The organism is Castellaniella defragrans 65Phen (genome assembly GCF_000612685.1).
Lineage (GTDB): Bacteria > Pseudomonadota > Gammaproteobacteria > Burkholderiales > Burkholderiaceae_B > Castellaniella > Castellaniella defragrans.
The window spans coordinates 882,201-898,458 of record NZ_HG916765.1; the positions used below are offsets into that span (position 1 = coordinate 882,201).

Below are 16,258 nucleotides of genomic sequence, written 5' to 3' on the forward strand. Positions count from 1 at the left end.
GATCGTCGGGAGGCGTCGCTCGGTAGCCGGCCGGCGTGCAAAATGGCGCCGCCACCAGGAACTATACACACGGTCCGCTTTCAAGCCAATGGCCCTGTTGATCGGCGGGATAATCGTCGCGATGTGTGGAACCCGGCGCTGGATCGCGTTACTCATTCGTTCGTGATGAGTCTTGATCGATGAACGGAGAGACGCGATGGCAATCGGCCTCAACAATTTCAGGCAGTTGAGCGGCGGAACATTCGAGCGGGAAATCCGCCAGGATCCCCAGGGGCAGGATGGCCCGCGCCAGAGCAGCCTGTCCCGGCTGGCCGGCCGCATCCAGGGGTGGTTCCGCACGCCCCAGGAGCAACAGATGCGCGTCCAGGAACGCACCCAGGTCAAGCAGTCCTTCCTGACCCTGCTCGAAAAGACCGAGGGCCGCGTGGGCGCGCAACGAGCCCTGCGTGCTTGCGGCCTGCCGGCCAACTGGGCGACCAACGACCGCCCCTTGACCAATCACCTGGTCGGTAAGATCCTGAACAAGGCACAGGAATTCCGGCTGCAGGTGGTGCGGCACAACGAAGCCCTGCTGGGCGACGCGCTGCAGGGCCTGGACGGCCCCGAACTGCGCGATGTGCGGGCGGCCGTCATCCGCGCCGTGCGCAACGATTCCCGTTACGGCAATACGCCGCTGAGCCGGGTGGATGTCCAATCCCTGCGTGCCGGTGCCGAGGCCGAACTGCGCGAACTGCGCGCCCGACAGTGCGAGGAGCGCTTCCCGGAACTCGCCAGGCTGGTCCAGGAAGCGCCCAGGGGCAGCGTCCTGTCGCGGGTAGAGCTCGATCCTGCCCGTTTCACGCAGGGCCTGCGGCAGATCCATGGCGGCGGCCCGTGGCATGATCCGAATGTGGCGGGAGCCCTGGCCCGGCTCGACCAGACTACGGAACTGCTGGGGCGGCAGGCCTGGACCCAGGACTCCCTGCAAGGCCTGTCGGACCAGCTGACGCAGCAGCGCGACGACCTGGTCGACAGCCAGGGCAGCCTGTGGAACGGCATACAGACGATCAATGACGAGCTGGCGGCGCTGACGGACGATCTGGGCGAGACCGACCGCAGCCTTCATGCAGCGCCCCCGGGCTCCGATCAGGCAAAGACGCTCCAGGCACGGAAAGAAACCCTCGAGGGGCAGATCCGGGTCAAGAACGAGAAGCTGGCCATGCATCAGGCGCTGTACCTGGATCTCGACCACCAGATCGGGCTGCTGGATGCCAAGAGCGCCTATGTCGACGAAATGCGCCTGACCGACCCCCTGACCGACCGTTCCATCAAGCATAGCAACCTGGTCTGGGCCGAGGCGGGCAGGCACCTGCTGGATCAATTGAACGTCGATGCCCGCAACGGCGATCCGGCGCTCACGGTCGATCAGCTGGGCCAGCTGGCGCAGGTACGCACCGACTGGGCGCTGCTGTGCGATGACCGCAGCCAGCAATACCAGGACAGCGAGAACGTCGACACCCTGCAGGCCATCGAGGCGCCCAGCAAGTCGAACCGGGACACGCATCCCATCGTCCAGGGCAAGCGGGGTACGCTGCAGGACTTGCGTACCCGCCTGGAGGGCATCGGCATCCCCCGCGGCACGCTCGATGCGATGTTCTCCAAGCCCAGCCTGGCGCGCAGCGAGCGGCAGGCCCTGTCCGGGCTCGAGACATGGCAGCCTGTGATTCGCGACATGCCCGTGATGCGCGATGGTGTGATGCGCACCTACAAGAGCGAAATCGTGCCGGCCCAGTTCATCAGCCATCAGCTGGGGGTCGACCTGGGCCATGGCCGCGTCGGCGGTGTGGCCGCCGGAGTCAAGGACAGCGAGGATCATGCGCGCAACCTCAAGGTCAGCCGCCTGCTCGATCCCGACGGCCGGACGATGACCACGGTGGTGGGCCATGGCGTGCTGGACATGTGGGATGTCGACGGCCAGGACGAACGGCAGACTGCGAACGAACGCGGCGCGCGCGAGGTGCTCGAAGTCGCCCTGACCAGCAACCAGCGGCTGCGGGGGGTGCTGACCGATCCCGACAGGCCGCAGGATGCCCCCCCGCCGCGGCTGGTGCATGTCAGCGTCAACTTGATCTCGCCCGACACGATGCGCGACGTCTTTGGTGTCCGGGACTACCAGGAACGCGCCTATACGCAGAGCCAGTTTCAGGCCTTCGATGCCAATTCGGGGCCGGGCCGGGATCTGCGGCTGTTCGACCCACAGCGCCCCGACCATCATGACGACGTGCAGGTGGACGTGGATACCATCACGTTCTCGTTCGGCATCAACGCCATCGCCACCGGCGGATTCCAGAACCTCATGCGGGTCTGGAACAATGTGCACGAACACAATACCCGCAACATGGTCAAGCTGGTGGGCGATCTGGGCGAAGGAACCTTCGGCGCCCGCGGTACCCGGCCGGGCGGTTTCGTGGGCGAGGTCTACGATCGCCTGGAAGCCGCGGTCAACGACCCGGCCACGCAGCCCGGGCAGCGGGCAAAGGCCGAAGGCCTCATGGCCCAGCTGCGCGGCCAGACCGACCTGGTGCGTGGCATGTTCACCGAAGAGGCCTTTCGCACGGGCAACGGCGACACCGCCAAGATGGGCCGCGAGGTCCTGGTCCTGCAGGGGCTGGCCGAACAGGGCCTGGATCTGCTGGGCGCCACCGATCTGGCCGGCACCATGTCCAAGGGCTGCAAGAGCGACAAGGACCGCGGCGGCGTCACCGACGTCGAACTCAAGTCCAAGCTGATCCTGCGCGACCTGGGCGGTGAAATGAACCCCGACGAACGGCTGGTGGGCGATGACCAGGGCGTCTACTATACGGTCAGTTCCAGTTCCGGCCAGCTCGAGAATCAGCGGTGGAACACGGGGCTGTCCGGCAGCAAGGAAGCGGGCCACCTGAAAGACAGGCTGCCCGATCCGGAAGTCCGCCAGTTCCTTTGCGGGCTGGGCAAGTTCGCCAAAGCCTGATCATGACCCACGACGCAACCCATTGAATCACAGGAGCATCACATGTCTCTTTCTTCATACCAGGCCTTGATCGCCGAACTGGGCCGGACGCTGGGCATGGCCGACATGGCGGCGGGCGAGGACGGCTACGTCGGGCTCATGATCGACGATCACGAGATCCACATCCAGCACGAACCCGAGGACGACGAGGTGATCCTCTTCGCCCGCCTGCCCGAAGCCGATCCCGATCGCCGGGACGCGATCTATGCCATGCTGCTGGCGGCCAATGTGTTCTGGCAGGGAACGGGGGGGGCCACCCTGAGCGCAGATTTCGACACCGGACACGTTTTCCTGGCGGATCGGCGTGGGCGGGCAAGCCTGGATGTGGAATTGCTGTCGACCTGGATCGAGCAGTTCGCCAACGTGGCGGCCCATTGGCGCGAGCGCATCGAGGCCGCGAACGACGGGGGCCCCCTGCGCACCGGCGGGGCGCCGGATGTGGCGCCGGGCGGCCTGTCAGGGATGTCGCCCGGCGGCAGCCTGGCCTGAGCCGCCGTTCTCCACGTTCTCAACCGGGGGCGCGTATGCGCCCGCTGGTTTTTGCCCCTGTTCAATTGCGCCTGTCTGGCGTATTTTTAATGGCTCTTCCACCTATGATGCCCGTTTGCACCGGGTGAACAGACAATGTCTGCCGACTCTCCGTATGCCAGTCTGATCGCCGAACTGGGCCGGACGCTGGGTATTGCCGGTCTGGCGCCTTCGGCCGATGGCATCTGCCAGTTGGTGTTCGATGGCCGGCAGGTGGTGCAGGTGATCCACGTGGGCGCACATGGGCTGGTGCTGATCTCGTGCCGGTTGGCCGATCACGGTATCGACGCCCGGCAGGCCGAACGCATGGCGCGCGCCAATTTCATGCAGGCTGGCCGTGGCACGGTGCTGTGCGCCGCCCCCGACGGCAGGCCGTGCATGCAGCTGGCCCTGAGGCTGGCCGAATGCACCCCGGCCATGCTTTGCTCGGCGCTGGAATCCCTGCTAGACCAGGCCGATGCCTGGTCGCATGCCCAGGTGCGCGCCAACGATGCGCCCGGCAGGCACGATCCTTCCATCTTCCTGCAGTCAGTCTGAACGCCCGGGCGATCGCTTCCCGGCGGCATCGTCGGCGCCGCCGGTGTGCCGGATTCAGGAAGACTTCTGGATGATGCCCTTGAGCGAATCGGAGATCTGCTTGGTGATCGTGCTCTGCAGTTCGATCATCATCGTCCACTGCTGTGTCTGCTGCTGCAGCATCAGCAGGTCGGCCTGCGAGATATTGCCGTCGGCATCGGCCTGCAGCGTGGAAAGCGTATCGCGCAGCTTGTTTTCCTGGGCGCGGATACCGCTGTAGATCGTATTGTTGACGGCGTTGAAGTTCAGGCCGGCCGAGCCGGAAAGTCCGTTGAGTGCCATGATGGGCTCCTGGCTTGGTTGAGGATCAGAATGGTTGTTCGGGCCCTGCTGGGTCCGCGGAAGGTGCATCGTTGGCTGGCCATGCAGCCAGGATCGCCTGCGCGGCAGCCGCGGCTTCGGCGATGTCGTGCCAGGCCGGGAAATCCCGGCGCGGCAGGCCTGCAGCCATGCGGGCGCGCAGGGCGGCTTCCATGCCGGCGGCACGGGCGACCAGCGCGTCCCGCAGCGCGGCGCCACCAGGGGCGGCCAGGCGGGCTTCGAGATCGGTCAGGGCAGTGGTCATGGCGAAGTCCGTAATCAGCGCAATATGATCGCGGGGCGCGGGCCGTCGAAGATCAGGCGCCGTTCCTCGATGCCGATCAGGCGGTAATGCCGGTAGGTGCCGCCTACGAGCAATTTACTCCCATCTTCCAGCACGATAAAGGGTGTCTTCCCGCTGACCACGCTGAGGATGCCGAAGGGCACGGTGTCAGCGGCGGGGCGGTCGGCGTCGGGCAACGCGGCGACGTCGAAGTGGCGGCGGTTGAATTCCGCCAGGATGTCCTCGAATCTGGCCAGCTGGGCGTCGTCCAGGTCGGATGAATCGGTGCGCAGGTGGTGGCGGTCCCAGGTCAGCGTGACGCCGCTCAGCCCAGCCGCCGCCAGCTCCCGGGTCAGGGCGTCGGCCACGGCCGCCGCCGGCTGGATGTCGTTGCCCATGATGGTCATGCCCGGCAGTTGCGCGCGCACTGCCTCGACGGCCGCTGTGCGCTCTGCTTCGTCGGATGCGATGCCCAGGACGCTGAGGCGGCCATCGCCATCGTAGCGGGGCTCGTATTTCACCGCGTAGCCTTGCAGCACGGTCCGGGCCATCCGGACCGCGTCCGCCTCGACGCTGACCTGCATGCCCGGCATGGGCCAGATCTGCGCCAGCGCGGCGGCCAGTGCATCGCGTTCGGCGGCATCGCGCACCCAGCCCGACACTTGTGCCGTGGCGCTGCCGGCTGCCAGGGACGCCCGCAGGCGCGAAGCCAGGCCCAGGCGTTCCAGCGCAGCCTGGATGCGGGGCAGCGACTGTTCCGCGGCGATGCGCGGATCGGGCCGCTGGGGAGCGGATGGTGCGGCCGGCAGCAGCCAGGCCAGGAGCAGTGCCACGACGATAGCCAGGCCGGCGGCGGTCAGCCCCAGGATCATGGGCCAGGATCTGCCCCGCGGGGATGGCGCGGCGATGCCGTCGGTACGCTCCGCACGGGCGCCGGGCCCGGCCTGCCCGGCATCGTCGCCCGGATCGGCCAGGGATGTATGGTCTTCGTCCGGGCCGGGTTGCTGCATGCCGATGGGTGCGGGGTCGGCTTCGCCTGCGGCTTCATCCGCGGTCTCGGGCAGCATCCAGGGATCCCCGGGGCGGGCCACCGTGAGCCAGACGGGACCCAGCGGCAGCGGCTGGCTGTAGGGCGTGCCGGCCGGCGCATCCGGTCCGGGCTCGTTTTCGCCAGGCATCAGGTTCCAGCCTTCGGCACCCAGGACCAGGCGGGCGGCACGCGCCGGCAGGCCGGCATCGGCCAGGACGATGTCGCATTCCGGATCCGCGCCCACCAGGTTGCCGTGGGCGGCCGGGCAGCGCGCTTCGCGGTGCAGGCCCGAAAGCACGCGCAGTTCGAACGTCGCGCTCATCCGGGCCTCTTGTCGAAGGGCCGGTTCGCTGAAGGCCGGCATGCGCGGGGGGGGACGCGGGGCTGCATCATAGTTCCACACGGGCCAGGGGCTGCACGTTGATTTCCTGGGTGAGTTCCTGGTAGGACAGCACGGGCAGCTCGTACAGGTCCTGCTCGATCATCTTGCGCAGGTAGCGGCGGATGTCCATGGATGTGAGCAGCACCGGCTTGCGGGTACTGGCCGCGATGTCGCCCACGGTATTGCGGATGTTTTCCACCAGTTTCTTCGTGGCGCCGGGATCGAGCGCCAGGTAGCTGCCGGCCGAGGTCTGGCGGATCGCCCCGCGGATGGTCTCCTCGACGTTGGGTGCCAGCAGGTAGGCAGGCAGGATGTTCTGGCCGCTGGAATACTTGTAGCTGATGTGCCGCTTGAGCGACACGCGCACATATTCGGTCAGCAGGACGGAATCCTTTTCCTTCTGGCCCCACTCGATCAGCGCTTCCAGCACGGCGCGCAGGTTGCGCACGGAAATGTCCTCGGACACCAGCCGCTGCATGATCTCGGCGATCTTCTGCACCGGCATCACGCGCAGGGCTTCCTTGACCAGATCGGGGAAGCGGTCTTCCATGGCGGTCAACAGGAATCGCGTTTCCTGGATGCCGATGAAATCCGAGGAATATTTCTTCAGGACGAAGGCCAGGTGCCAGGTGAGGATCTGGTGGGCGTCCAGGCAGGGGATGCCCGCGGCGGCCAGCATGGGAACGTGCGAAGCCTCGGTCCACAGCGCGGGGATGCCCGGCAGGAAGGGCTTGTCGATGTCATAGGGCACCTGGAGCGCCTGGAGGTTCTGCTCGGTGTCGCGCACCAGCACGTGGCCGGGGCGCAGCTGGCCCTGGGATACCGGCACCTCGGAAAGCAGGATGAGGTAGGTGTTTGCCGGCAGGGCATCGTTGAAGCGCAGCTGGATCCCGGGAAAGGGCACTCCCAGGTCGAAATACAGCGCGCGGCGGATCTTGATCAGCTCTTCGTTCAGCTCGTCGGCATCGAAATGCCGCTGCAGGCCGGCGGCCACGTCCATCATCAGGGGCAGGGTGGGCGCGAACTCGGCGCCGCCTTCGGTCCGCGGCTTGGGCACGGGCTGGCCGTCGGCCGCCAGTGCGGGAATCTCGGTGATTTCGCCGGTCTTCTCGTCCACGACCTTGCGGGTGCCGCGCAGCAGCACGAAACCGATCGTCCCCACGACGGCCGCCAGCGCGAGGAAGGTGAGGGTGGGCATGCCGGGGATCAGGCCCATGCCCAGGGCCACCGCCGATGCGATCAGCAGGGCGCGGGGTTGGGCCAGCACCTGGGCGCCGATGTCCTTGCCGACGTTCGACGGTCCGCCTTCGCCGGTCTGCACGCGGGTCACGATGATGCCCGCGCAGATGGCGATGAACAGGGCCGGGATCTGGGCGATCAGGCCGTCGCCGATGGTCAGGATGGAATACACCTGTACCGCCTCGCCGGCGGTGAGCCCGCGCTGCATCGTGCCGATGAGCATGCCGCCCAGCAGGTTGACCGCGACGATGATCAGGCCCGCGATGGCGTCGCCCTTGACGAACTTCATGGCGCCGTCCATGGCGCCGTAGAGCTGGCTTTCCTTTTCGACCACGCTGCGGCGCTTGCGTGCCTCGTCCATGTCGATCGTGCCGGCGCGCAGGTCGGCGTCGATGGACATCTGCTTGCCCGGCATGGCGTCCAGCGAGAAGCGGGCCGCGACTTCGGCCACGCGCTCGGCCCCCTTGGTGATGACCACGAATTGCACGATGGTCAGGATGAGAAAGACGACCAGGCCGACGATCAGGTTCCCGCCGACCACGAAGTTGCCGAATGTCTCGATGATGTGGCCCGCATCGCCCTGCAGCAGGATCAGCCGCGTGGTGGCGATGGAAATGCCCAGCCGGAACAGGGTGGTGACCAGCAGCACTGAAGGAAAGGACGAGAAGGACAGCGGCGAGGGCAGGTACATGGCCACCATCAGCAGGATGGCCGACAGCGTCATGTTGGTGCCGATCAGCACGTCCACCAGCGAGGTGGGCAGCGGCAGGATCATCATGAAGATGATCGAGACGATCAGGACCGCCAGGACGATGTCGTTGCGGCTGGTGAGGATACTGACGGCGCGGTTGAGTGTTTGTTGCATGGAGGCGGGCTCAGCGGGAATCGGCGGGTGGGGCCTGGCGGGCACGCAAGTCCATGTAGGCCCGCATCGCGGCTTCGGCCTCGGCCTCGCGCCCCAGGGCAACCAGCGTTTGGGCGCGGACCAGGTGGAATGCGCTGGTCAGCCCCCCCTGGAGCGCCACGCGGTCCAGAGTGCCCAGGGCGGTCTCGGGCTTGCCGGAGCGCAGTTGCGCCAGGGCCAGCGAGATGTGCTGGCGCGTGCCCGCCAGCCCCAGTTCGTCGAGCGCGGCCAGCAGCACGGCGGCTTTTTCGGGCCGGTCGTTTTCCAGGTAGATGTAGGACAGCAGATCCAGCAGCGCGGGGCCGTTTGCGCCCAGCGGGTGGGCGGTTTCAGGAGCGGCCTGGGGGGTGGCTGGTGCGTTCATGCCTTCATCCCTGGTACAAGGCGCTGCGGTACATGGCGACCAGATCCCGCAGGTTGGTTTCTTCCTTCAGCAGGCGCACGGCCCGGTTCAACACGCGGCTGTCACCTCCCCCGCTTTCGGCCAGGCCGGCGAGTGCCTTCAGGGCTTCGCGCAGAGCCTCGGCGAATTGAGAGGGCATGAGCAGGTCGCGGTTGCCGATCTCCGGGCGCAGGGCTTCTTCGAGGAAGCTGCCGATGTTCGGTTTCTCGAGCAGTTGCGTCAGCTGGGCCCGGACGGGGTCGTCCGACGGCGTCAGGTTGCGCCGTTCGGGCAGGGCCTGTGCGGCTTGTTCGCCTTTGCTGGCATAGACGATGGTGTCGATGCCGTGATCGAAGCTCATGAGCCGGTTGGGGCCGATATCGGGCATGGTGCGCTCCGGTTCAGGGTTCCGAGTCCAGGGCGTCGAGCCACTGTGACAGATATTCGAGTGTCTGGCGCAGGCGCGTTTCGGTGAAATCGCGTTCGTCCAGGCGGACCAGCGCCAGCAGGTGCGGGATGCCGTCGTATTCGCGCAGCGCCGGCTGCACCGGCCAGTCGCCCAGGCGGCTATGGTGGGCGCGTTTGCAGGCGCGCAGCAGCCAGTCGCTGCTGTCGTAGCGCACCGGCAGGGCGGCATAGACGAGCATTTCGCGGTCAGCCTGCTCCACCCCCAGCAGCCGGCCGGGCATGGTGCGGAAGACGGCCTGCCCGCGAGCGTCGAAGCGCAGGCCGGCGATGCCTGCGGCTTCGCCGAATTGCTGCAGGATGGCTGCGGGGCTGCTCATCAGAGATCTTCCTCGTCGATGGCCACGTCCAGGGCGTCCTGGATGGCGCTCAGGGTGGACTGCCGGGCTTCGGGGTCAGGGAAGACCTGCAGGGGAAGGTCGCGCATCAGGGTCTTGATGCCGGCAAGAAATACCACTTGTCCCTCGGGCGATGCAACGCCGTGCTGCTGCGCCATGGTCGTGAAGCGCGATCCGTTGAGCCATTTGTCCGCCGTGAGCGCCACCAGATCCCGCATCAGGCGTTCGCCGTCCGGCGTGCCCAGGCGCTTGGCCTTCAGGTCGCCGGACAGCGCCTCGCAGCGTTCGAGCACGGTCACGGCGACTTGCAGGTGATACAGGTCGCTGGCAAGAGCCTGCAGCCGTTGCGGCGAGGCCGAAGGCCGCATGGACGCCAGATCCCGCCCCAGCGCCTGGACCAGCTGCTTCAGGCCCCGGCCCGCATCCTTGCCGCCGAACCGATCCAGGGCCAGGCCGAGAGTTCCTCCCAGGGTGTTCTCGCCCAGGACGATGTCGCGGTAAGTGTCCTGGAAGGCCTGGACTCCCCGGGCATCTGCGGCGAATTCCGCGGCGCTGCCCAGGGTGTTGATTCCGGCCCGGATCTGGGGGCCGCTCTCGATTTCCAGGTCGGCCAGCGCGTCGCGCAGGGATTCCAGCAGCTCGGGGCGGGCGCCTTCCTGTTCGCCCTTGCGCAGGGTGTATTGCAGGGCCAGGTACTGCTGCGACACATCGCCGAAGGCCTGGGCGGCCTGCTGTCTGGGCGACCCCTGGCCCGAAAGCAGTCTGGCCACCAGCTCTTCGAGCTTGGCCTGGGCGTGCGGATTCTGGGTCTGCTGCAGCATCTCGAGGATTTCCTCGAGGCGCATCAATTCCATGGGGCGTTCGGGCTTGATCTTGCGCTGAGCGTGATGCTTGCTTTCGACCTTTTCAGCCATGTGCAGGCTGATTTCCTCGGCCGCGTCTCCCAGGGACGAGATCTCCCCGTCGATCAGCACCGCCTGCTCGCCCAGCAGGGTGCCGGTCCGGGATTGCCCGGCATCGAACCCGGCTTGCTGGCCAAGTGAGCCGAAGCCGGGGGGCGTGGTGGGTCCTCCGGTGTCGATGCGATTCATGTTGGGCGGGGCTCCGCGTTGATGCTGTGACCGAATAGTAACCGTGCCGTGCGAAAGGTTCCCTTGGAAAGGGAGAGGGAAGCCCCCCCGGGCATGCATGCAGGGTTTTTACGGATATGAAAAAGGAATGCGGCGGGGATGGAACTGGCGGCAAGTGGATGCCACTAATGCTCTCGAAGGCGGTGATGTCTGGTCGGTTTTCCCGACCGGAACTCCCGGACGGGATCGGTTACTGACCTGATGGTCGGGTTTCAAATGAAGTTTCAACGATAGGATGATCCAGTTATGAGCTCCCCCGTAACGAACAACGGCGGCATCAATTTCCAGGCCGCGCTGGCCAGCGGCGACATCCAGACCATCATCCAGATGGTGCAGAGCGAGCGCGTCCGGCTGCTGGACACGCAGCTGGTGGACCAGGTCAAGGCCGTGCAGGCCCGCAACGACCAGATCGCCAAGCTCAACAACGTGCTTTCGGGGCTCAATGCCGTGCTGGGCCGGGCCAACAGTACCGACGCGAACAAGAAAATCAACGACGGCAACAGCAACTGGAATGAAGATGCGATCAAAAACATCGAATTGCCGCTGAATGACCAGATCCGCGAGCTGGGTCTCTCGAATCTCACGGGCAATTCCAATGTCGGCGGGCAGTGCACGGCCGGACCGGGCCTGCCGAAGGACGGTGGCCAAGGGCATTCCATCAAGGGCGACAGTGTCATTTCCGGCAATTCGACCCGCGGCGAAATCGAAGCCGCCATCACCAAGGTCAAAGGCCTGATCGATGCCGAGAGCAACAACCAGCAGATGGACATGCTGCGTCTGCAGAGCCTGAACAACAAGAAGAACGAGTCGATCGAGATCCTGACCAACACGCAGAAGAAGCACACCGACGCCAATTCCAACATCATCCGCAACATCTGATTGGAATAGGCAGGTTCCGTCAATCGGACCCGTCCTCGCGGCGGGTCAGCATGCAAGGAGTTCATCATGCAGGTCAACAACAACGGCGGCATCAATTTCCAGGCCGCGCTGGCCAGCGGCGACATCCAGACCATCATCCAGATGGTGCAGAGCGAGCGCGTCCGGCTGCTGGACACGCAGCTGGTGGACCAGGTCAAGGCCGTGCAGGCCCGCAACGACCAGATCGCCAAGCTCAACAACGTGCTGTCCGCATTGACGAAGTTCCAGGGCGCTATCAGCGGCACCGACCCCGACAGCAAGGTCAAGGACTGGGGCTGGGACAAGGTCGATCAATATGAAATCCCGCTGAATGACGCCATCAAGGAGGCCGGCATTACCGATATCGGCTTCACCGGGGCTGGTCGGGTGACCCCGGGTCCGGGGGAAAGCCTGGACGACGGGCACGGCCATGTGATCAGGGACCAGACCAACACGTGCAACGGCGGCACGACCAAGGGGCAGATCGACGCGGCGATCACCAAGATCAAGGGCCTGATCGATGCCGAGAGCAACAACCAGCAGATGGACATGCTGCGTCTGCAGAGCCTGAACAACAAGAAGAACGAGTCGATCGAGATCCTGACCAACACGCAGAAGAAGCACACCGACGCCAATTCCAACATCATCCGCAACATCTGACGAGAGGCAATCGAATCATGGCCACGAAGACGCCCGAAGAAATCATGCAAGAAGCCGAGGCGCTGATCCAGCAGGTCCAGCAGAGCCTGGACGAGACTCCCGAGATCTACCAGGCCCAGGGACTCGATGCGCGCAAGCTGAATGAATCCATGGGCCCGAAGGAACGGGCCGAAGCCGAGGCTTTGTTCCGCAAGGACATGGAAGACATCGAGCGCGAGGTGGCCGAAGAGGCCGCCCGCCTGAGTTTCGCCAACGCCGTCCCCCGCACGGGGGGCATGCGCAAACTGCGCAATATGATCTGACAACGGCCCGCCGCGATGCGGCGGCAGGCACAACAAAGGAATGCCCATGAACGCGCAAACGGATACCGGGATCACAGATCAGGAAGCCGACAGTATTTCCGAGAACCTGCTGGGCCTCTGGAAGGCGGGCGGCACGCTGGCCCAGGCCATGGGCCTGACGGCCCGCGAATGCGAGGCCATGTATGCCTACGGTCATGCGCTTTATGCGCAGGGCAAGTACAACGACGCCTTCAAGATCTTCGCCCAGCTGGTGGCCTACGACCACATGGAATCGCGCTATCAGCTGGCCCTGGCTTCCGCGCTGCAGATGACCAGGCGCTATGAAGAGGCCCTGCAGCACTACATGATCGTGACTGTGATGCGTCTGGACGATCCCGTGCCGGTCTACCATTGCGCCGAATGCCTGCTTGCGCTGGGCAGGCCTGCGGAAGCGGCCGAATCCCTGGAACTGGCGATCGGCACCTTGTGCAAGCCGGGCGAGCACGATGTGATCAAGGCGCGCGCCGAGGTGCTGCTCAAGGCCGTCCGGGCCAGGATCGCCGCCAAATAATGGCGCCGGGCATGGAACGACTTCGCCCCTGACGTCCACATAGTGTGTGTATAGGCGCCGATGACGGTGCAGAACGAAAACCGAGCCAGCATTCCGGAGCACATCATGACGATTTCCCTGCAATCCACTTTCCCGCCTGGTTATGTTCCTCCGGGCGTCGACCCCAAGTCGCTCGATCCCGCCACCAAAAAGATGGTGGAGACCACGGGCATCACGCTGGACGTCGCACTCAAGCTCATCGGGGTGGACGTCAACGAGGCCAATGTGGGGCGTCTCGATGCCCTGCTGAAGTCCATGCTGCCCGAGCCGTCCGGCGGCAAGAGCACGGGGGATCCCTTCGGCAAGATCGGTGCCGAAACGGTGGCCATCGACATCTACTCGGTCATGGCCCTGTTCCAGAAATGCGCCCAGGAAATGCGCAACCAGGCCCGCGAGGTGCGCAGTTCCGAAATGCAGGCACAGGTTGCCAGCCTGAAGGACGCCGCCAAGGAAATTCGCAAGGCGGCCGAGGATCGCCTGCAGCAGGCCATCATCCAGGGGGCGTTCCAGATCACGGGCGGCGCCGTGTCGATCGGCATGAGCGTCGCCGGCGGCGTCTTGAACGCCAAGAGCATCAGGAAAGGCGGCGAGGTCGATCCGGACTCCGGTGTTCGGGTCAATCCCGCCGACAACAAGCCGATCGACCTTCAGGTGGTCCAGGACAGCAAGCTGCAGGGCAACTGGGGCAGCGGGCTGAGCGGCACTGCGCAAAGCACGGGTGGCATGTTCTCCAGCCTCGGCGGCATGATCGCCGCCGGCAAGGAGCAAGAGGCTGCGGAGCGCGACGCGAAGAAATCCGAGCTCGAGTCCGACGCCCGGGTGCACGAACAGAGCGTCCAGCAGGCCAACGACCTGATGCAGCAGATGATGGATGTGATCCGCGACGTGCGCGAAAAGCTGGGTGCCATCGACCAGGCGCGCAACGAGACCAACCGCGGCATTGCGCGCAACGTCTGATCCGCGCGCCCGCAATAGCCAGGAGCGAACATGAGCACGACGATTACGAACGGACCCGGGTATGTGCCGCCGACGGGCGGGGCCCCGACGGACGGGACCAAAGGCGCGGAGAGCACGACCGGCGCTGGCGGGACCAACCAGGTCGACCTGGAAAAGTTCTATGACGAAGTCCTGAGCCTTGTCCGGCAGCAGGACGGGTCCGGGACGCCCGGCGGGGACAATCCGCTGGTCGACAGGAACGGAGCGCCGCGCATCGATACGCCGACCGAGGTCTTCAGCGCCAGCGACATGGTCGATCTGCTGCGCAGCCTGCGCAGCAAGTCCGACGATGCGCAGCTCGCCACCGCGCAGAAAAGCCTGGAATCCGCGCGCATCAAGGCCGAGAAGAACACCGAGCACCAGCTCGAGAAGATCAAGGAATGGATCGAGAAGAGCAAGGAAGCCGAATCCAAGGGCGCCCTGGGCAAGATCTTCGGCTGGATCGGCAAGATCTTCGCCTTCGTGGCCGCGATCGCGGCGGTGGTCGCGGCGGCGGCGGCAACGGTTGCCACGGGCGGCGCCGCCGCGCCTTTGCTGGCCCTGGCGATCGTGGGGGCGATCAGCGCCACGATGACGCTGGCCAGCGCCATTTCGCAGGAATGCGGCGGTCCGGAAATCAGCATCAACAGCCTGATCCAGCATACGGTCGGCAAGTTCCTGACCGACGTGTGCGGCGTGGATCCCAAGCAGGCCGAGAACATCTGCAAGATCGTGGGCGGTGCGCTAGCGATCGCCTGCCCCGTGATGCTGGCGATCGAGCCTTCGCTCCTGGGCAACATGGCCCAGAGCATTGCCCTGATGGCGGGCGCGGACGAGAAGACAGCCGGTTACATCGGCATGGCGCTGACGATCGCGGCCGCTATCGGCATCGGCATCGCCATGGCGGTGATGACGGGCGGGGCGTCCGCGGCGTCGACGGCGGCGCAGGTCAGCAACAAGGTGCTACTCTCCTCCATCAAAACCTTCAATACGGTCCTGGCCAGCACGAACGTGGCCGTTTCTGGCAGCACCCAGATCGCGCAGGGCGGGTTGAACATCTCCAAGGCCCAGTCGGAAGAAAAGGCCCAGAAGGCCATGGCCGACAAGAAAGATCTCGAGGCGATGATGCTCAAGCTGCAGAAGCAGATGGAAGAAGGCCGGGAGGAAATGAAGAAGATCATCCAGCAGATCGAGGAAAGCACCCAGCTCGTCAGCAAGATGATTGCCGGCACGACGGACAACATGAACCAGATCGCCATGAACATGGGCAGCCGGTCGACGGTCTGACCGGCAGGTTGCACACAGGAGAATCGCATGTCCCAGCAAGCTACAGCATCCCGCGGCGAGTTCGGCCGGCAGCTCTATGAGGGCCTGCAGGCGCTGCCGTCCAGTTCCCGTCTCAGCAATGCGCAGCTCGAGGTCATCTATGCCCTGGCCTACGCCCATGTCACCCAGGGGCAGTATGCCCAGGCACTGCCGGTGTTCTCGATCCTGGCCACTTACGGCCCCACGCGGCGGCACTACATCGCCGGACTGGCCCTGTGCCTGGAGCAATGCGGGCGCTACGAAGAAGCCATCAGCATGTATTCGCTGCTGATCACGCTGTTTCCGGGCAGCCCGGAGCCGGCCCTGCAGGTTGCCGAATGCCTGCTGATGCTGGGCCGCACGGCCGAAGCGGTCGAAGAACTGGACCGCGTACTGCTTTGCATCGCGGAATCGGGGGGCGAGCATGACGCCCTTCGGCCACGGGCCCAGGTATTGCGCGAGCTGGCCAGTCGAAAGGCCTCTTGATGAGGGCAGGCCGAACACCGCCGTCAGGGCCTTCCGGGTCCGGATCCCGAGCCGTCTCCAAGGAGACGGCTTTTGTGCTTGAGGCGGACGATGCGCGTTTCCTGACCGAGGTCGGTATGCTGGCTGCCGGACGTGGAGATGTGTCTCGTGCGGATACAATTTTCAACGCACTGCGGCGTGTGCGGCCGGGCCGCGCCTATCCCCTGGTGGGATTGGCCGTGGCGCGCCTGAACGCGGGACGCGCTGCCGAGGCCGCCCGCCTGCTCGAGGACGCGGGATTTTCCGATCCCGAAGAACAGGCGGTGGTGCGGGCCTGGTGCGGCCTGGCAATGCAGCTGGCCGGCCGTGGCGCCGAAAGCCGCCGGGCGTTGGCCGACGCCGCCGCGCTGCCCGGAGAAGGCGGTGCGCTGGCCCGGCGGATGCTGGGACTGGCCGTGGAAACGCCAAACGATGCTTGAT

19 protein-coding genes are annotated in these 16,258 nt (G+C 65.6%); 11 read left to right on the forward strand and 8 right to left on the reverse strand.

What is annotated here, in order from left to right:
- Positions 1-196: 196 nt before the first annotated feature.
- The 3 genes from BN940_RS03865 (at position 197) to BN940_RS03875 (ending at position 4,093) form a co-directional block, all read left to right on the forward strand.
- Positions 197-2,989, forward strand: coding sequence for an inositol phosphate phosphatase SopB (locus BN940_RS03865; RefSeq protein ID WP_043680329.1), 2,793 nt, complete (start codon positions 197-199; stop codon positions 2,987-2,989).
- 42 nt (positions 2,990-3,031) lie between these two features.
- On the forward strand, positions 3,032-3,517 hold the full coding sequence (locus BN940_RS03870) for a type III secretion system chaperone (RefSeq protein ID WP_084330501.1): 486 nt from the start codon (positions 3,032-3,034) through the stop codon (positions 3,515-3,517).
- A gap of 135 nt (positions 3,518-3,652) precedes the next feature.
- Positions 3,653-4,093, forward strand: a complete 441-nt coding sequence (locus BN940_RS03875) for a type III secretion system chaperone (RefSeq protein ID WP_043680335.1) — start codon at positions 3,653-3,655, stop codon at positions 4,091-4,093.
- A 54-nt stretch (positions 4,094-4,147) separates the two neighbouring features.
- On the opposite strand, the gene BN940_RS03880 is transcribed toward BN940_RS03875, so the two are convergent.
- The 8 genes from BN940_RS03880 to sctW all read right to left on the reverse strand — a co-directional run bounded on the left by BN940_RS03880 (position 4,148) and on the right by sctW (position 10,546).
- Positions 4,148-4,414 (reverse strand): EscF/YscF/HrpA family type III secretion system needle major subunit, encoded by a 267-nt coding sequence (locus tag BN940_RS03880; protein WP_043680337.1) that lies wholly within the window; start codon positions 4,412-4,414, stop codon positions 4,148-4,150.
- A gap of 25 nt (positions 4,415-4,439) precedes the next feature.
- Positions 4,440-4,697, reverse strand: a complete 258-nt coding sequence (locus BN940_RS03885; RefSeq protein WP_043680340.1) for a hypothetical protein — start codon at positions 4,695-4,697, stop codon at positions 4,440-4,442.
- Between the two features lie 14 nt (positions 4,698-4,711).
- Positions 4,712-6,067 carry a type III secretion system inner membrane ring subunit SctD gene (gene sctD / locus BN940_RS03890; RefSeq protein WP_043680343.1) on the reverse strand — a complete coding sequence of 452 codons (1,356 nt, stop codon included), beginning with the start codon at positions 6,065-6,067 and terminating at the stop codon, positions 4,712-4,714.
- Between the two features lie 67 nt (positions 6,068-6,134).
- Entirely contained in the window at positions 6,135-8,231 is a 2,097-nt protein-coding gene (sctV, locus tag BN940_RS03895; protein ID WP_043680346.1) for a type III secretion system export apparatus subunit SctV, read from the reverse strand.
- Positions 8,232-8,241: 10 nt separating this feature from the next.
- Entirely contained in the window at positions 8,242-8,634 is a 393-nt protein-coding gene (sctY, locus tag BN940_RS03900) for a type III secretion apparatus assembly chaperone SctY (protein ID WP_242404263.1), read from the reverse strand.
- A gap of 4 nt (positions 8,635-8,638) precedes the next feature.
- Entirely contained in the window at positions 8,639-9,040 is a 402-nt protein-coding gene (gene sctX / locus BN940_RS03905) for a type III secretion apparatus assembly protein SctX (protein ID WP_043680349.1), read from the reverse strand.
- Between the two features lie 13 nt (positions 9,041-9,053).
- Positions 9,054-9,437 (reverse strand): type III secretion system chaperone family protein, encoded by a 384-nt coding sequence (locus tag BN940_RS03910; protein WP_043680351.1) that lies wholly within the window; start codon positions 9,435-9,437, stop codon positions 9,054-9,056.
- On the reverse strand, positions 9,437-10,546 hold the full coding sequence (gene sctW, locus BN940_RS03915) for a type III secretion system gatekeeper subunit SctW (RefSeq protein ID WP_043680354.1): 1,110 nt from the start codon (positions 10,544-10,546) through the stop codon (positions 9,437-9,439). Before sctW ends, BN940_RS03910 begins: the two co-directional genes overlap by 1 nt.
- A gap of 285 nt (positions 10,547-10,831) precedes the next feature.
- Between sctW and BN940_RS03920 the strand changes: the two genes are divergently transcribed.
- From BN940_RS03920 to BN940_RS03955, 8 genes are all read left to right on the forward strand, one after another.
- Complete coding sequence (locus BN940_RS03920; RefSeq protein ID WP_043680356.1) at positions 10,832-11,464, forward strand: hypothetical protein; 633 nt, start codon at positions 10,832-10,834, stop codon at positions 11,462-11,464.
- A gap of 66 nt (positions 11,465-11,530) precedes the next feature.
- On the forward strand, positions 11,531-12,142 hold the full coding sequence (locus BN940_RS03925; RefSeq protein ID WP_043680358.1) for a hypothetical protein: 612 nt from the start codon (positions 11,531-11,533) through the stop codon (positions 12,140-12,142).
- Between the two features lie 17 nt (positions 12,143-12,159).
- The gene (btc22, locus tag BN940_RS03930) at positions 12,160-12,444 is read left to right on the forward strand and encodes a Btc22 family type III secretion system chaperone (RefSeq protein WP_043680361.1); all 285 of its coding nucleotides are present in this window, start codon (positions 12,160-12,162) and stop codon (positions 12,442-12,444) included.
- Between the two features lie 46 nt (positions 12,445-12,490).
- Positions 12,491-12,994, forward strand: a complete 504-nt coding sequence (locus BN940_RS03935) for a SycD/LcrH family type III secretion system chaperone (protein ID WP_052355589.1) — start codon at positions 12,491-12,493, stop codon at positions 12,992-12,994.
- A 105-nt stretch (positions 12,995-13,099) separates the two neighbouring features.
- Positions 13,100-13,990, forward strand: a complete 891-nt coding sequence (sctB, locus tag BN940_RS03940; RefSeq protein ID WP_148304877.1) for a type III secretion system translocon subunit SctB — start codon at positions 13,100-13,102, stop codon at positions 13,988-13,990.
- A gap of 30 nt (positions 13,991-14,020) precedes the next feature.
- On the forward strand, positions 14,021-15,295 hold the full coding sequence (sctE, locus tag BN940_RS03945) for a type III secretion system translocon subunit SseC family protein (protein WP_084330502.1): 1,275 nt from the start codon (positions 14,021-14,023) through the stop codon (positions 15,293-15,295).
- Positions 15,296-15,322: 27 nt separating this feature from the next.
- Positions 15,323-15,799, forward strand: coding sequence for a SycD/LcrH family type III secretion system chaperone (locus BN940_RS03950; protein ID WP_043680370.1), 477 nt, complete (start codon positions 15,323-15,325; stop codon positions 15,797-15,799).
- A 74-nt stretch (positions 15,800-15,873) separates the two neighbouring features.
- Positions 15,874-16,257, forward strand: coding sequence for a tetratricopeptide repeat protein (locus tag BN940_RS03955; RefSeq protein ID WP_242404264.1), 384 nt, complete (start codon positions 15,874-15,876; stop codon positions 16,255-16,257).
- Position 16,258 lies beyond the last annotated feature (1 nt).

Excerpts from the sequence above, each read along its gene's own strand:
- BN940_RS03875 (WP_043680335.1), top strand. The coding sequence starts at position 3,653 with ATGTCTGCCGACTCTCCGTATGCCAGTCTGATCGCCGAACTGGGCCGG.
- sctE (WP_084330502.1), top strand. The coding sequence starts at position 14,021 with ATGAGCACGACGATTACGAACGGACCCGGGTATGTGCCGCCGACGGGC.
- btc22 (WP_043680361.1), top strand. The coding sequence starts at position 12,160 with ATGGCCACGAAGACGCCCGAAGAAATCATGCAAGAAGCCGAGGCGCTG.
- BN940_RS03880 (WP_043680337.1), bottom strand. The coding sequence starts at position 4,414 with ATGGCACTCAACGGACTTTCCGGCTCGGCCGGCCTGAACTTCAACGCC.
- BN940_RS03920 (WP_043680356.1), top strand. The coding sequence starts at position 10,832 with ATGAGCTCCCCCGTAACGAACAACGGCGGCATCAATTTCCAGGCCGCG.
- BN940_RS03870 (WP_084330501.1), top strand. The coding sequence starts at position 3,032 with ATGTCTCTTTCTTCATACCAGGCCTTGATCGCCGAACTGGGCCGGACG.
- BN940_RS03950 (WP_043680370.1), top strand. The coding sequence starts at position 15,323 with ATGTCCCAGCAAGCTACAGCATCCCGCGGCGAGTTCGGCCGGCAGCTC.
- BN940_RS03910 (WP_043680351.1), bottom strand. The coding sequence starts at position 9,437 with ATGAGCAGCCCCGCAGCCATCCTGCAGCAATTCGGCGAAGCCGCAGGC.
- BN940_RS03925 (WP_043680358.1), top strand. The coding sequence starts at position 11,531 with ATGCAGGTCAACAACAACGGCGGCATCAATTTCCAGGCCGCGCTGGCC.
- sctW (WP_043680354.1), bottom strand. The coding sequence starts at position 10,546 with ATGAATCGCATCGACACCGGAGGACCCACCACGCCCCCCGGCTTCGGC.
- sctY (WP_242404263.1), bottom strand. The coding sequence starts at position 8,634 with ATGAACGCACCAGCCACCCCCCAGGCCGCTCCTGAAACCGCCCACCCG.
- BN940_RS03885 (WP_043680340.1), bottom strand. The coding sequence starts at position 4,697 with ATGACCACTGCCCTGACCGATCTCGAAGCCCGCCTGGCCGCCCCTGGT.
- BN940_RS03935 (WP_052355589.1), top strand. The coding sequence starts at position 12,491 with ATGAACGCGCAAACGGATACCGGGATCACAGATCAGGAAGCCGACAGT.
- sctX (WP_043680349.1), bottom strand. The coding sequence starts at position 9,040 with ATGCCCGATATCGGCCCCAACCGGCTCATGAGCTTCGATCACGGCATC.
- sctB (WP_148304877.1), top strand. The coding sequence starts at position 13,100 with ATGACGATTTCCCTGCAATCCACTTTCCCGCCTGGTTATGTTCCTCCG.
- sctD (WP_043680343.1), bottom strand. The coding sequence starts at position 6,067 with ATGAGCGCGACGTTCGAACTGCGCGTGCTTTCGGGCCTGCACCGCGAA.
- sctV (WP_043680346.1), bottom strand. The coding sequence starts at position 8,231 with ATGCAACAAACACTCAACCGCGCCGTCAGTATCCTCACCAGCCGCAAC.
- BN940_RS03865 (WP_043680329.1), top strand. The coding sequence starts at position 197 with ATGGCAATCGGCCTCAACAATTTCAGGCAGTTGAGCGGCGGAACATTC.